The organism is Symbiobacterium turbinis, from assembly GCF_055383075.1.
Genome location: NZ_AP042433.1, coordinates 386,047 through 401,113, shown reverse-complemented (window position 1 = coordinate 401,113; position 15,067 = coordinate 386,047). Strand labels below are relative to the sequence as shown.

Sequence of the window (15,067 nt, the reverse complement as noted above, 5' to 3'; positions counted from 1 at the left end):
CACCTCCTCTAGAGTTCGAGCTTCGGATTCAGCTGCGTGTAGATGATGTCCACTAGCAGGTTTGCAATCAGGAACGTCAGCGCGTACAGCATGACTGCCCCCTGCACCAGCGCGTAGTCGCGGCCGAAGATCGCCCCCACGACCAGCCGGCCCAGTCCGGGCCAGCCGAAGACGGTTTCGACGATCATGTTGCCGCCCAGCAGCACGCCGAGCTGGAGCCCCGTGACCGTAACCGTGGGGATGAGCGCATTCCTGAGACCGTGCCGCAGCACAACCTGCCACTCGGGCACCCCCCGGGAGCGGGCCGCCATGACGTAATCCATCTGCAGCGCCTCCAGCATGGAGGAGCGCGTCACCCGGGCGATGATCGCCGTGAGTTCGGCGCCCAGCGTCACGGCTGGCAGCACCAGGTGGCGCAGGGCGTCCTTCAGCAGCACCCAGTCCCGCGCCAGGATGGCATCCAGCACGTACAGCCCGGTGAGGTCGGGCGGTGCGATGCCCGCGGAGAGCCGGCCCTGCACCGGCGTCCAGCCCAGGTGCACGGAGAAGAGCATGATGGCCATGATGCCGAGCCAGAAGGCGGGCATCGAGATGCCCAGGAACGAGAAGCCCATGGCGAGCCGGTCGAAGACGGAGTTTCGCCTGACCGCCGAGATCACCCCGATGGGCAGGCCGACCATCAGGGCGAACGTGAGGGCCGCCAGGGCCAGTTCGACCGTCGCCGGGAAGGCCTCAGCGATGATGTCGGTAACCGGACGCTGCTCCCGGAACGATAGCCCCAGGTCGCCGCGGAGCAGCCCCCGCACGAAGATGGAGAGCTGCTCCGTCAGCGGCAGATCCAGATGAAGCTCGCGGCGGAGCGCGTCGATCTCGGCCTGGGAGACGTTGCCGGCCTGACCCATCATGATGTCCACCGGGTCGCCGGGCAGGAGGCGTACAAAGACAAAGACCAGCAGCAGCATCAAGAGCGACATCGGCAGGGCCGTCAACACCCGCTCCAGTATCCGAATCGCTTTCACGCCATCCGCCTCCCAATCCGTTAATCCGTCACGTATCCGGCCTCCTGCAGGAGCTGCTTCGCCAGCTCGGGATCGTACTTCAGGGGCTCGATCGACTCATCGAAACCGAATCCGCTGGGCAGCATGGCCGTCGCCACCCTGTGGGCCCGGCCGCCGTAGATCTCGCGCAGAATCGTGTCCCAGTCGACGGCATGGTTCAGGGCGCGGCGCACCCGGGCGTCGGTGAGGATGTTGTTGTTGAGCTCGATCATGTAGAGCCGCGTGCCCTGGGTGGTCAGCACCTTCACGTTGCTGTCGGCCTCCAGCAGCGGAATCTGGTCAACCGGCACCTCCTGGATGATGTGGACCTCGCCGGCCTTCAGGGCCGCCACCCGGGTGGAGGGCTCCGGAATCATGCGGAAGGTGACCGTCTTCAACTGCGCAGGCCCCACGGGCGGCAGCGCATCCGACCCGCCGTAGTAGTCGTCGAACCGCTCCAGCACGATCTCGGTGTCCACCTGGCCGCGCACGAACTTGAACGGGCCGGTGCCCATGGGGTTCTCGGACAGGGCCTGCGAGGAACCCATCCGCTCCACGTGGGCCTTGGACACGATCTGGGTGTGCGGCAGCAGCTGGAGCCAGGTCGGGAACGGGTGCTCCAGGGTGAACTTCACCTCGTAGTCGCTCAGCTTCTCCACCGACTTGATGGGTCCGAGCAGACCCAGGCGGGGGGACTGCTGGCCGTCAACGCCGTCGGGCGCCATGATCCGCTCGAAGGTGAAGACGACGTCGTCGGCGGTCATCTCGGTGCCGTCGTGGAACTTCACGCCCTGCTTCAGCTTGAAGATGTAGGTCGTCGGATCCGGCTGCTCCCAGGACTCCGCCAGCTCGGGAACGATCTCGCCGTTGGGGGTGCGGGTGACCAGACCGTCGTAGATGTTGCGGATGACGGTCTCCGTGTCACGGTCGCGGTGGTTGGCCGGATCCAGCGACTGGAGCCGGTCCACGCGCATCCCGACCACCAGCGAGTCGGCGCCGGTGCGGCTGACGTCGTGCAGGTTGATGCGGCTGTCCATGGCCGGGGTGAAGCCGACGACATCGGCGGTGGTGGCCTCGACCACGTCCATGTAGTAGCCGAAGATCCACGGCGCGTCCTCAATCAGGATCTGCTGGGCCTGATGGTATGCGTTGCGGCGTGCGTCGGGATCCGTCCCCGAAGACCCCTCATCCAGCAACCGGTCAACCTCGGGGTTGGAGTAGAAGGAATAGTTGCCGCGGTCGTTGGTCTTCAACTTCGGCACGGCCAGGTCGTAGGGATCAAAGGTAGAACTCCCCCAGTCCTGGGTGTAGGCAACCCGGGTCCCCTGCTTGATTTCCTCTAGCAACGCGTTCTTTTCCCAAATGCGCACCTCGGCCTGAACACCGATCTGGCGCAGATAAGCCGCCACCGCTTCTGCCTCCGGAACGCGACCCTGGAACGCGTCAATCGTGATGGACAGGCGCCGGCCCTCTGCCTGCTGCCGGTCGCCGGAGCTGTCGCTTCTCTGCCCGGACGAACAACCTGCCATCACCAGCAGGCCGGCGGCCATGGCCGTCGCCACCAGTCGGATCCAACGTCCACGCTTCACCAATTCATCCCCCTCCTCTTTGTCTTTCGGGCCTCGGGAGAAAGCAGGCGCGACGCCACACGAGGAGCGGCGTGCGCCAGCTTCCAACTTGTCTGCACGGGCACAAGTTGTTGGATTCGACGGCCCCCCGCCAAACCCCTTCAGCGCGGCGGACAGATATTGGAATCGGCGGGAAACTTGCGCTGAACCCGACCCCCGGGCCTCCCAGTGAATTAAGACGACGGAGGGTGGTAGATGATTATGCCCGGTCTGGGGCCGCTAGATGGACCAGGGTCACTTTCGCCTCTTCGCGCAGAGATTTCCTCCGGGTAGGCCTCGGCGAAACCATCCGGCAGCGGGACCGGCGCTCGCTTCAGATGCCGGTCAGAGAAGGCCAGCGCACCGCGGGCATCTCCCAATCCATGTCCAGGCATGCCTGCGCACCGGCTCTGTGCGGCAGGCCCCTGCGCTCACCATCCCGCCCGCATTGTCGCATGTTGTTGCATGTCTTTCGCCCTGCCGTTCTTGCCAGCCGGTGTTGAGGGCGGTTGGTGGCAATAATCATCAGGCAGTATGAAAACTGACAGGGCTATTCGGCGTGCTCGAACGCCGAATAGCCCTGTCAACAGTGGGAACCGCAAGTTTTCCGCTTTCGCTCGAACGCGGAAGCGTAAAACCTGCGGTTCCCAGGTGGCGGCGGGCGGGTTGAAGGAGGATCTAGGTGTCGACGCTGCGTGTTCGCCGGCGGCGGGCGCCCGTTAGATGACATAATACCCCAGTTCGGTTGACATAATGACCCGGTCAGGCGGGGGTCTGCGAGGTCGGGGGCGCTCCCCCTGGTTGGGAGCCGCAAGTTTTTCGCTTTCGCTCGAACGCGGAAGCGTAAAACCTGCGGTTCCCGTCGCAGGCGGTGGGCCACAGTCTCTATGAACTGAGGAGGGGGCCTACACCCCCTCCTCAGAATTGTGCGGACCATGCCGAAGAGAACCGGGCTCAGGGTTCAGGACCCAGGGCGGCCAGTTCGCAGCCCGAAGCCCGCAGCCACAGCCCACTCGCCGCTAGCTCCGCAGCTCCGCCCCCAGCGCCTTCAGCGCCTCCCGGACCCGGTTGTGCACCGGCTCCAGCTCGGCATCGGTCAGCGTGCGGTCCGCGGCGCGGTAGACCAGGTGGTAGGCCAGCGACCGCTTGCCCTCCGCCACCCGCTCGCCCTGGTACACGTCGAACAGACGCACTTCCTCCAGCAGGCCGCCGCCTGCCTCACGGATCGCCGCCTCCAGCCGGTCGGCGGGCAAGTCGAGGTCGACCAGCATCGCCACGTCGCGGGCGACGGCCGGGAACCGGGGCACGGGCCGGTACACCGCCCGGGGAAGCATGGCGTCCATCAGCGGGGCGAAGGCGAACTCGGCCACGTAGACGCGGCCGGGCAACTCCCAGCGCTCCTGCACCGTCGGGTGCAGCTCGCCCAGGTAGCCCACCGGTTCGCCGCCGATCAGCAGCGCCGCCTGCCGGCCGGGGTGCAGAACGGAGTTCTCGCTGCGCTCGAAGCGGGCCCCCTGCACGCCCAGCTCCGCCAGCAGGTGCTCGACCACGCCCTTCAGGGCGAAAAAGTCCGCGGGCCGCTCAGGGCTGTTCCAGCCCAGCGGCGCCAGGTTGCCGGTCAGCGCCAGGGCCACCATCAGCGGCTCCTCGGGGAGCAGCTCGCCCTCCACGGGCCGGTAGACGTGGCTGATCTCGAAGATGGCCAGGTCACGGATCTGCCGGTTCACGTTGTACCTGACCACGTCCAGCACGCCCGGCAGCAGCATGGTGCGCAGGGTGGAGCGGTCGTCGTACATCGGGTTCGCCAGGGTCAGGAAGCGCCGGTGCGGGTCGTCCTCGGGCAGGCCCAGCAGGTCGTAAACCCGGGGATGGACCAGCGAGTGGGTGAGCACCTCGGTGAGGCCAGCGCCGGCCAGCGCCCGCCGGGCCGCCAGCTTCACCTCGCCCTGGCGGGTGCGCCCGCCGCGGGTGGAGGGCAGCACGGGCAGCTCCAGCGGGATCTGGTCGTACCCCTCGCAGCGGGCGATCTCCTCGATCAGATCCACCTCGATGGCAATGTCGCTGCGCCGGGTGGGCACGACGACCACCAGGATCTCACCGGCGTCGCCTGCGCCGACCAGGCCGCCGCCAGCGCCCTCGATAGCACCAGCGCCCACACCAGCGCCCATCAGCGATGCCAGCCGCTCGCCGGCGGCCTCCAGCTCCGCCCAGGCCGCCTCGGCCCAGGTGCGGTAGGCGTCCGGGTCAGACGGCACGGGCGAGACCTGGTGCATGGCGGTCCACACGGGACGGCCGCTCAGGTCCTCCCCCGCCTCCTCGCCGGTCTCCGGCGCGCCCAGGGCCAGGTCTGCCGCCAGGTCGGCGGGCTTCAGGACGACCATGCCCAGGCTCTGGAGGTGGGCCGCCATCCGCTCCGGCGAGAGCTTCAGCCCCGTGAGGCCGTTGGCCCGCTCCGTGCGCAGCAGGACGACGGACGGCACGGTCGGGCGGGGATAGGCGTCCACGTGGCCGGCCACCACCGTGCCGCCGGCCAGCTCGGCGATCAGCTGCGCCGCCCTGTCGGCCGCCGCCACACAGCCGGAGGGGTCGACCCCCTTGGTGAACCGCTTGGAGGCCTCGCTGATCAGGTTGTAACGCAGGGCGGTGCGCCGGTTGTTGATGTTGTCGAAGTGAGCCGACTCGATGAGGATGTCCACCGTCTCGTCGGTCACCTCAGAGTCCTCGCCGCCCATCACGCCGGCCAGGGCCACTGGCCCCTCGGCGTCGGCGATCACCAGGACGTTCTCGTCCAGCACCCGCTCCTGGCCGTCCAGGGTGGTGAAGCGCTCGCCGGCGAACGCGCGGCGCACGATGATCTTCTGGCCGCGAATTTTCTGGTAGTCGAAGGTGTGCAGCGGCTGGCCCATCTCCAGCATGACGAAGTTGGCGATATCGACGATGTTGTTGATGGGCCGCATCCCCGCAGCCCGCACCCGGGCCTGCAGCCACTGGGGCGAGGGCCCGATCTTCACCCCGCGCACCACCCGCGCCACGTAACGGCTGCAGAGGTCGGGGGTGTCGATCTGAATCGAGATCAGGTCGTTCACGTCGGTGTCGGGCGCGTCCTCGGTGTAGGTCTCGGGCGCGATCACCTCGCCGCCCACCAGCGCCGCCACCTCCTGCGCCACGCCGACCATCGACTGGCAGTGGGCCGCGTAGTTGGCGGTCAGGTCCAGCTCGAGGATCCAGTCGTTCAGGCCCAGCACCTCGGCAATGTCCATGCCCGGCTCCAGGTCCTCCTCAGGCGGCAGGATCAGGATGCCGTCCTCGTCGTCGCCAACCTTCAGTTCCGCCTCCGAGCAGAGCATGCCGTGGGAGTCGAGCCCGCGCAGCTTCTTGACGCCCATCGTCATCCCCGGCAGCTTCGAGCCGGGAACGGCCGCGGGCACCAGGGCCCCGACGGTGACGTTCTGCGCGCCGGTCAGGATCTGCAGCACCTCGCCCCCGCCCACGTCCACCTGGCAGACCCAGAGCGTGTCCGCGTTGGGGTGCCGCTCCATCGCGACGACCCGGCCCACCACGACCCCCTCCACCCCGGGGTTGGCGCTGACCAGGTTCTCCACCACCACGCCCCGGGCAGTCAGCCTCTCGGCCAGCTCCTGCGGAGAGAGGTCCACATCCACGTAGTCCATCAGCCAGTTGTACGATACCCGCATCTGTGCCTTCTCCCCCTCTGTGCTAGAACTGCCGCAGGAACCGCATGTCGCCGGTGACAAAGTGCCGAATGTCCTCGATGCCGTACATCAGCATGGCCACCCGCTCCGGCCCGTAGCCGAAGGCCCAGCCCGAAACCTCCTCCGGGTCGTAGCCGCCGGCGCGCAGCACGTTGGGGTGCACCATGCCCGAGCCGCCGATCTCGATCCAGCCCGAGCCCTTGCAGGTGCGACAGCCCTTCCCGCCGCAGAAGATGCACGAGATGTCCATCTCGGCCGAGGGCTCCGTGAACGGGAAGTAGGAGGGCCTCAGGCGAATGCCCACGTCCGGGCCGAAGAGGCCCCGGGCCATCTCGGTGAGGGCGCCCTTCAGCGAGGCCAGGGTGATCCCCTTGTCGATCACCAGCCCCTCCACCTGGTGGAACATCATCGCGTGGGTGGCGTCCTCGAAGTCGCGCCGGAAGACCCGGCCGGGGCAGATGATCTTCACCGGAGTCCGCCCCTTGGCCACCTCCAGCATGTAGCGGATCTGCGTGTTGGAAGTGTGGGTGCGCAAAAGCACCTCGTCAGAGATGAAGAGCGAGTCCTGCGCGTCGCGGGCCGGATGGCCCTTGGGAATGTTCAGGGCCTCGAAGTTGTACCAGTCGGTCTCCACCTGGCGCGACTCGGCCACCTCGTAACCCATCGCGATGAAGATCTCCTCGATGCGGTGGATCACCTGGTACAGGATGTGCAGGTGGCCCCGGCGCACCGGCGCGCCCGGCAGGGTGACGTCGATGCGCTCGGCCGCGAGCCGCGCCTCCAGCTCGGCGGCGGCCAGCTCCGCCTCCCGGGCGTCCAGGGCCTGCGTGATCGCCTGCTTGATCTCGTTGCCCAGGGCGCCCATCGCCCTGCGCTCCTCCACCGTCGGCAGCTTGCCCAGGCCGCCCAGGACGCGGCTCAGCTCCGACTTCTTGCCGAGGTAGCGCACGCGCATCTCCTGGATCGCCCCGGCGTCGGACACACCGGCGATGGCGGCGAGCGCCTCATCCCGCAGCTTCAGCAACTGGTCCTTCATGAGGCCACCTCCGAGAAAACAGCAATACTAGAGAGCGAACGGAACGAGAGCCTGACGGCTTGACACAAAACGAGCGCCTCCGTCCCCCGGTCGGGACGAAAGCGCTCGCTTCCGCGGTACCACCCGAATTGAGCCCGCCTGCGGGCTCCCCTCGCGCCGGCGCCATCACGCCGCCCCTCTGTAACGGGAGGGCCCCGTCTCCACCTACTGGGCCGCCGCGGGAACAGCAGCCGTTCAGCGGAGAGGCTCCGGAGGGAACTTCGCACGACGGGCGGAGAGCCTGCTTTCAGTCGGGGCGCGGCCTCCCTGGACACCGCCGGTGTCGGCTACTTTCCTCCATCAAGGCCTGTGCGTCTTGCCATGAATCAACGAGCTCGTCATTGAACGGTAAAACGCTTGTAGAGCAGGTAGGCGATAACGGAACCGGTGTTGGAGAAGATGGTCCAGAAGACCTCAGCGGTAGCGGAATTGGACATGCCGCCACTCCCTCCCTCTACCCTCGTTCCATTTACCTGATGGCTGTAAGTATACCACAGCCCCACTGCTCCAGCAAGGCAGCAGCACATAACCGCGTTAAAGCCCCTGCCGGGCCCCGTTCTCAGCGGCCCTGCAGGAGCTCCACCGCCAGTTCGGCGTTCAGCCTGGCCAGCGGAACCAGCCGGTCCATCTGGCGCAGCAGGTCGGCGCGGACGGCCGGCGCTTCCGCGAGCGCCCGCCGGCCCGCCGCCACCACCGCGGCCGGATCCAGCCTCTCGGTGCTGCCCGCGGCCTCCATGCCGATCTGGCGCAGGAAAGCGTCGTTCTTCGGATCGTAGGAAAGACCCACCAGCGGCACGCCGCTCATCGCCGCGAAGACCAGCGAGTGGTAGCGCAGTCCGACCACCAGGTCGCACCGGGCGATCACGGCCCGCAGGTCCTCGTAGGTGTGCGCGCCGTTCAGCACGACCGCCGGCTCGCGCATGTGCGCGGTCACGGCCCGGCTGGCATCGACGTCCTTCGGCTGCTGCATGGGGATGAAGACCACCCGCGCGCCGGCCTCGCGCGCGAGCTTGTCCAGGGCCTCCGCCAGGCGGGGCTCCATTGGCTCCGGCCCCGGCTTCCAGGGGCGCACGGAGACGCCGATCAGCGGGCGGTCCAGCTCCACCCCGGCCTGCCGGAGCAGCGCCTCGCCGGTCTCGCGGTCCGCGGGCCCCAGCACCAGGGCCGCGTCGGCGGTCACCGTGACCGGGGGCCTCGTGACGCCCAGCCTCCGGAACGTCTCGGCCGCCTCGGGATCGCGGGCGGTGATCAGAGCGGCGCGGTTCACGATGAGGGGCACCATCGCCCGGCCCAGGGGGCGCGTGACGGGGCCGATGCCCTGCGCGCAGAACATCACCGGCTTGCGCCTGAGCCATGCCATGGTCGCCAGGCCGAGGTAGTAGATGAGCGAGCGGCTGCTGGTCACGTCCTGCAGCAGGCTACCGCCGCCGAACATCACCAGGTCCGCGCGGCCGATGGCCTCCCAGATCGCCCGCAGGTCGCTGCGGCTGACGGCGCGGATGCCGTGCAGGTTGCGGGTCTGCGACGCCGTGCCCGAGATGGCCGTGAAGGTCACATCGGGCCGCAGCTCCCGGATGGCGCGCCGCAGGCCCGCCAGCATCGCCTCGTCGCCGGCGTTGTGGAAGCCGTAGTACCCGGCGATCAGGATCTCAGCCACGGTGACACCTCCTTTCCGCCCTGTTCATGCCCTTCGCCTCGCAAGCCGCTGGTATGCCCGTGACACCACCTCTGTCCCCTCCCGGTTGCCCAGCAGCAGGGCGAGGGCCACGTGAACGACCACCACCACGCCCAGGGCGGGGAAGAGCCGCAGGACCTGTGCGATCAGCCCGTCGCCCGCAGCCCAGTTGGCGATGAGCCGGAAGGCCGCCAGCCCGGCGAGCCCGCCGGCGGCAGAGGTGAACAGGTTCACGCCCAGGCTGCGCAGAATCTCCCGCCCTCCGATGAAGGTGAGCCGGGCCCGCAGCCGCCAGAGCAGGTACCCCACGGAAACCAGCGTGGCCAGCGTCTGCCCCAGGGCCAGGCCCCCGTGGGCCAGCGGCTGGAGCAGCGCCAGCTTGAAGATGAGGCCGAAGGCCACCAGCCCGGCCGCCGCCCACATGGGCGTGCGGGTGTCCTGAAGGGCCCAGAAGCACCTGTTCAGGAAGTCCTGCCAGCCGAAGAGCAGGATGCCCGGCGCGTAGAAGAGCAGGGCATAGGCGGTGGCCCGCGTGGCCGCGGGGTCGAAGGCGCCCCGCTGGAACATGAGCTGTACGATGGGCTCCCGGAAGACCCAGAGTCCCACCGCCATCGGCAGCAGCACGAAGCTGAGCATGCGCAGGCCCCGGGAGAGGGTCTCGCGCAGGTCGTCGGCCTGCCGGCCGGCGGCCTGGGACGCCAGCGTCGGGTAGAGCACGGTGGCGATGGCCGCGCCGACGACCCCGTAGGGCAGCGAGTTCACCTTCACCGCGTAGTTCAGGGCCGAGATCGACCCCTCCGCAAGGCCCGAGGCCAGAAAGCGGTCGAAGAAATCCTGAACCTGGATGATCCCCGTGGTAACCAGCACCGGCACGATGAGCCGGCCCACCTTGGCGAGACCGGGATCCCGCCAGTCGATGGACGGGCGCCAGTTGAGGCCCAGCCCCCGGAGGCCGGGGAGCAGCATGAGGGCCCCTGCCGCCGCCCCCGCCACCACCGCCCAGGCCACCCAGCGGATCTGTGCCGCCTGGGAGACCACCATCAGGACCAGCACCACCGGCAGGTTGTTCACCAGGCCGACGAACGCCGGCGCCGTGAAGCGGTGGTTGGCGTTGAGCACCGCCGTGGCCACGCCGCCGAGCCCCATGAAGAGCAGCATCGGCAGCATGGTGCGGGTGAGCGAGATCGTGAGGGCGTGGGCGTGCTCGGGGAAGTGGGGCACGAGCAGCGGCACGAACCACGGGGCCAGGGCCCAGCCTGCGATCAGCAGGGCCAGGGCCACCAGCAGGGTCAGGTTCGTCACGGTGACGACCAGCCGCCCCGCGGCGCGCTCGCCCTGCCGCTGCACCACCTCGCGGTAGACGGGGATGAAGACCATCACCAGCCCGGCGCTGACGGTGAGAAAGAGGGAGTACGGGAGGTCGTGCGCGGTCAGGTAGGCGTCGGTGGTGTAGGTCGCGCCGAACCGGGCGGCCAGGAGCATCTCGCGCACGTAGCCGAGGATGCGGCTCAGGGCGGCGGCGCCCGAGATGATGGTCGCCGCCTTCACCAGCGTGCGGGCGCTTCCGGCCGTCATGGGGCCATCAGCTCCTCGTAGAGGGCGGCGGTCTCGCGCGCCATCCGTTCGGCGCTGAACCGCTCCCGCACCCGCTGGCGCCCGGCCGCGCCCATGCGGGCGGCCCGGTCCGGGTCGGCCAGCAGCATCCGGATCGCCCGTGCCAGCGCCACCGGGTCCTCCGGCTCCACCAGCAGCCCCGTCTCGCCGTCCACCACCACCTCAGGCAGGCCGCCGGTGCAGGAGGCGACCACCGGCCGCCCGGCCGCCATCGCCTCCACGGCCACCAGGCCCAGCCCCTCCGACCGGGACGGCAGGACGAACACGCCGGTGCGCCCCAGGAACGCGGGCACGTCGGCCACGAAGCCGGTAAGCTCCACCGGCAGCTCCTCTGCCTGCACCCGTGCCGCGAGCGCCTGCCGCTGGGAGCCGTCGCCGCCCAGGATCAGGCGGGCCTCGCCCCTCAGCTCCGCCATGGCGTCCAGGAGCACGTCGAAGCCCTTCTCCCGCTCCAGCCGCCCCAGCGCGCCCACCACCCCCGGCACCGGCGGCGGCAGCTCCGCATACGCCCGCAGGTCGACGCCGCCGGGGATCACCCGCACCACGCCGGGATCGGCCCCCTGCGCGATCAGGGCATCCCGCACCGCGGCCGACACCGCCACGATGCGGTCGGCGAAGCGGCGGACGGCCTGCCGGCGGAGCCAGCCCCCCGGGCTGCGCACCTGCACCGACGCCTCCACCGCCGCGGCCAGCCCGTGCTTCGTGTAGACGACCCGGGCGCCGGCCAGCCGGGCGGCGATGCGCCCGGAGAGCGCGCCGTGGGTATGCACGATGTGCGGGCGCCAGCGCCGGATCAGCCCCAGCAGGTGCCAGAGCCCGGACCAGGAGAGCGAGCGGTCGGCGCCGGGGTAGAGAAAGACCTGCACGCCTGCGCGCCGCAGGGCGGCAGCCAGGGCCCCCTCGGGGCAGGCTGCCGCCACCGCGTACCGCTCTGCGATGAGGGGCTGGGTCAGCAGGGTGAGCACGTATCGGCCCGCGCCGCCGATGTTGGTGTCGCTGCACACGTGCAGCACCCGGGGCAGGCCTGTGTTTGCGTCCATCAACTTGCTCTTTCCTCTCTATGGCCCAGGGCAAGGCCGGCGCCCAGGCCGGCCAGGGCCCAGAAGGCGAACAGTATCTTAGGATTGTACCACACGTAGTCGACCAGGCCGTGCACCAGGAGGCCGGTCATGGCGCAGGGCACCGCCGCCAGGAGATAGCTGCTGCGGCGGTCCGCGCCCACGACGAAGGGGCGGCGCACCGCGGCCAGGAGCGCCCACACCACGGCGATGAGCCCCAGTACGCCCATCTCCGCGAAGATCTGCAGCGGCACGTTGTGGGCGTGGGCCGCCCGCGCCCCGGCCAGCATGAACTCCTGGTAGCCCTTGGCGAAGGCCTCGGCCCCCGCCCCGACCCCCAGCACCCAGTACTTGCGCAGCATCGCCAGCACGCCGATCCAGATGTTCACCCGGTACAGGTTGGACGTGTCCTCCAGCGAGAAGGCGGAGAGCAGCCGCATCAGGATGGCGTCAGGCGCCAACAGCAGCAGGGCCAGCCCGCCGAAGAGCAGGAAGACGGTCCAGCGCCGGAAGCGCACCAGTACAAAGAGGCCCAGTGCGCCGGCCGTCGCCAGCCAGCCGCCGCGGGAGCCGGTGAGCAGCAGGGCCAGCAGCATCATCGCCACAGGCAGGGCCAGGGGCAGCTGCCGGCGGGGATTCTGCAGCCACAGGCCGATGGCCGGCGGCAGGAAGAGGGTCATGTACTCGGCCAGGTAGTTGGGGTTGCCCATGCTGGCGAAGACGCGGATCACCTCGCCCGCCTGCTCGGGGTCGACCCACGACTCCTCGATCTCCGGCGGGTTGATCACCTGGTACACCGCCCACAGGGTCATGAGCATGGCGCCGGCGAGCACCGGCCCCAGGAGCGCCGCCGCATCCCGGGAGGTGCGCACCTGGTCGGCGACCAGCCAGAAGAGCAGTCCGGCCGTGAGCCAGATGACGAGGTTCAGCAGGCTGGCGCCCGGGGCCAGCGACTGCACGGCCGCCGCGGCCACCACCAGGAGCAGGAGGACCAGCGGCAGCAAAGCCGACGGCGCCTGCCAGCGGAAGTCGCCCCGGGCGAACCGGAGGAGCAGCGCGAGGCCGGCCAGCGACCACACGCCCACGACCATCGCGGCGGTGGAGAGGCCCGACATGGTGTGGGGCACCAGCGGCAGCAGGCCCAGCAGCAGCCCCAGCAGGTAGACCACCGGCGAGGTGGGCCTCTCCTGCGCCTCAGCCGGCGCGAGCGCGACATCGTCCTTGTAGCCCCAGAACAGCCGCCACAGGTGGCTGCCGGCCAGGAGGCCGCCCACCGCCCGGACGACCTGCCGGCCGAGGGCGACCACCGCGCTGCTCTCCCACAGGCCCCGGAGCCACGGCCCCACGGCCCGGCCCAGGGCCTCACCCAGGCGGCCGAGCCCCCTGAGGGCGCGGCCTGTCAGCCCGCCGGCGTCCTCCGCCTGCGGCCAGTCGGAGAACCAGAGGCGGCCGATCACCGACCCGGCGAAGACGCGCGCGCCGAAGGCGCCGAGTCGGGAGAGGGCGCGCCCCAGCAGGCTGTCCTCCCACACCGCCAGGAACCAGGCGGCCAGGCGCCCGATCAGGCTTGTCTCCCAGACGTCCAAAAGGGGTGACCGAACCATACGCCCGGCCCCCTAGCGCTCGGGCGGAGTGAGGTTGAAGGCGACCGTCGTGCCGGATCCTGCCCAGTAGGCGCTCTTGTACTGGTTGGTGCGCCCCACCTTCACCTCGATCCCGCTCATGGTGATGCCGTTGGGCGAGACCCGGGCGGGTCCGCGCACCGTCACGTACAGGTCAAAGTGGGTGTCGGAGACGTGGGGGACGATGCCGTCGGGCATCTCGCGCACCACCACGGCCGGTTCCGTCCAGGTCTCGACGATCTTGCCCATCCGGGTGTTCGACTTGCTGTCGTACACCTCGTCGCCCACCTGAATCGCGTCGACCGTCCACTGGGTGACGGCCGGCAGCCGGAAGGTCATCTCGATCACCTGGTCCTGCCCGGTGGGCGCCGCGGCAGGACCCGACAGCTTCCCGTAGGCGAACCGCCCCGCGACGGCCAGGACGGCCAGCAGCACCACCAGATCCAGCAGGTTGATCTTGCCGAAGAGCCGGCCCTTGTTGTCGATCAGCTTCATCAGAGCACCTCCGCGTAGACGTCGAGAATGCGCGCGGTCACAGATTCAATGGAAAGGCTGGCCACCACGAACTCCCGCCCGGCGCGCCCCAGGCGCTCCCGTTCGGCTTCTTTCCCGGGAGCCAGCAGGCCGGCGATGTCGGACGCCAGCACCGCCGGGTTCAGGGGTGTGCCGCCCTCGCGGGCGGTGAAGTTGGCCCCGGCGTACAGCGGAATCCGCTCGGGGGTGAGGATGCCCCGGTAGCCCCCCTCGCCGGCGATAATCACCGGGCGCTCGCAGAGCATCGCCTCGGTGGCGGTGCGCGCCACGGCCACCACGCAGTCGGCGAGGTTGAAGAAGGCGGCCACATCCAGGCGGTGGCCCACGGCCCGGGCGGCCTCGCGGCCCAGGCTGCGGTTGACCTCGTCGGCGAGGCGCGCCACCTCCGCAAACCGGTTGCCATCGCCCAGGATCCAGAGCCGGATGGAGGGAAACTGCTCCTGCAGCCGGGGCAGGGCCTGCAGCAGGGCCACAGCCGTGTCGGCGAACTCGTCGGTGAGCCGGCTGGCGTGCACCACGTGGGGCCCCGTGCGGTCGGTTCCCAGCTCGGCCAGGAGCGGTTCGATGTCGAGCCCCGGCCGGAACTCGCCGGTCTCAAATCCGTTGGGAATGACCCTGATGATGTCCGGCGGCGCCCCCAGCGGGCCCTCCAGGTGGCGGCGCACGTCTTCGCTCACGGCGATGGCCCGCCGGCCGAAGGTGGTCAGGTACTTCCACGGGAAGCCGGCGTTGTACGTGCCGTGGTAGGTGGTGACCAGCGGGATGGGCCGGCCCCGCAGGGCCAGCGAGCAGAGCCACGCCGGAATGCGGGCGTGGGCGTGCACCAGCCCGATGTCATACTCGGCCACCAGCCGGCGCAGCCGCCACCAGGCGCGGGCCATGGCCAGCGGGTTGCGGCTGGCCATGGGAACGACGATATGCGGGATGCCGCGCGCCTCGAGCATGGGCACCATGCGGCCGCCGGCCGAGGCCACCACCACGCGGTGCCCCCGCCGGTGCAGCTCGCGCGCGAGGCTGATCACATGGGTCTCTGCCCCGCCCAGGTCCAGGGCCATGGCAGCAAGCAGGATGTTGGGCATGTTCTTCGTCATGGCGCTCTGTCACCCCCAGCGCGCGGGCTGTCCTAAGTATT

General features: G+C 69.6%; 10 protein-coding genes. All 10 read right to left on the bottom strand.

The window, feature by feature from the left end; all coding sequences use genetic code 11:
- Nucleotides 1-8 precede the first annotated feature (8 nt).
- Entirely contained in the window at nt 9-1,019 is a 1,011-nt protein-coding gene (locus tag ACZ45O_RS01885) for an ABC transporter permease (RefSeq protein ID WP_464855279.1), read from the bottom strand.
- A 20-nt stretch (nt 1,020-1,039) separates the two neighbouring features.
- Nucleotides 1,040-2,626, bottom strand: a complete 1,587-nt coding sequence (locus ACZ45O_RS01880; RefSeq protein WP_464855278.1) for an ABC transporter substrate-binding protein — start codon at nt 2,624-2,626, stop codon at nt 1,040-1,042.
- A 1,037-nt stretch (nt 2,627-3,663) separates the two neighbouring features.
- Complete coding sequence (gene pheT / locus ACZ45O_RS01875) at nt 3,664-6,339, bottom strand: phenylalanine--tRNA ligase subunit beta (RefSeq protein ID WP_464855277.1); 2,676 nt, start codon at nt 6,337-6,339, stop codon at nt 3,664-3,666.
- Nucleotides 6,340-6,361: 22 nt separating this feature from the next.
- The gene (pheS, locus tag ACZ45O_RS01870; protein ID WP_464855276.1) at nt 6,362-7,393 is read right to left on the bottom strand and encodes a phenylalanine--tRNA ligase subunit alpha; all 1,032 of its coding nucleotides are present in this window, start codon (nt 7,391-7,393) and stop codon (nt 6,362-6,364) included.
- Between the two features lie 598 nt (nt 7,394-7,991).
- Nucleotides 7,992-9,089 (bottom strand): polysaccharide pyruvyl transferase CsaB, encoded by a 1,098-nt coding sequence (gene csaB, locus ACZ45O_RS01865; protein ID WP_464855275.1) that lies wholly within the window; start codon nt 9,087-9,089, stop codon nt 7,992-7,994.
- Nucleotides 9,090-9,113: 24 nt separating this feature from the next.
- Nucleotides 9,114-10,682 (bottom strand): murein biosynthesis integral membrane protein MurJ, encoded by a 1,569-nt coding sequence (gene murJ / locus ACZ45O_RS01860; protein ID WP_464855274.1) that lies wholly within the window; start codon nt 10,680-10,682, stop codon nt 9,114-9,116.
- Nucleotides 10,679-11,761: a glycosyltransferase gene (locus tag ACZ45O_RS01855; RefSeq protein ID WP_464855273.1), complete on the bottom strand. Its 1,083-nt coding sequence runs from the start codon at nt 11,759-11,761 to the stop codon at nt 10,679-10,681. Before ACZ45O_RS01855 ends, murJ begins: the two co-directional genes overlap by 4 nt.
- Complete coding sequence (locus tag ACZ45O_RS01850) at nt 11,761-13,383, bottom strand: O-antigen ligase family protein (RefSeq protein WP_464855272.1); 1,623 nt, start codon at nt 13,381-13,383, stop codon at nt 11,761-11,763. The genes ACZ45O_RS01855 and ACZ45O_RS01850 overlap by 1 nt, the downstream gene beginning before the upstream one ends.
- A gap of 12 nt (nt 13,384-13,395) precedes the next feature.
- Nucleotides 13,396-13,896, bottom strand: coding sequence for a DUF4330 domain-containing protein (locus ACZ45O_RS01845; RefSeq protein ID WP_464855271.1), 501 nt, complete (start codon nt 13,894-13,896; stop codon nt 13,396-13,398).
- Nucleotides 13,896-15,026 (bottom strand): glycosyltransferase family 4 protein, encoded by a 1,131-nt coding sequence (locus ACZ45O_RS01840; RefSeq protein WP_464855270.1) that lies wholly within the window; start codon nt 15,024-15,026, stop codon nt 13,896-13,898. The genes ACZ45O_RS01845 and ACZ45O_RS01840 overlap by 1 nt, the downstream gene beginning before the upstream one ends.
- Nucleotides 15,027-15,067: the final 41 nt, after the last annotated feature.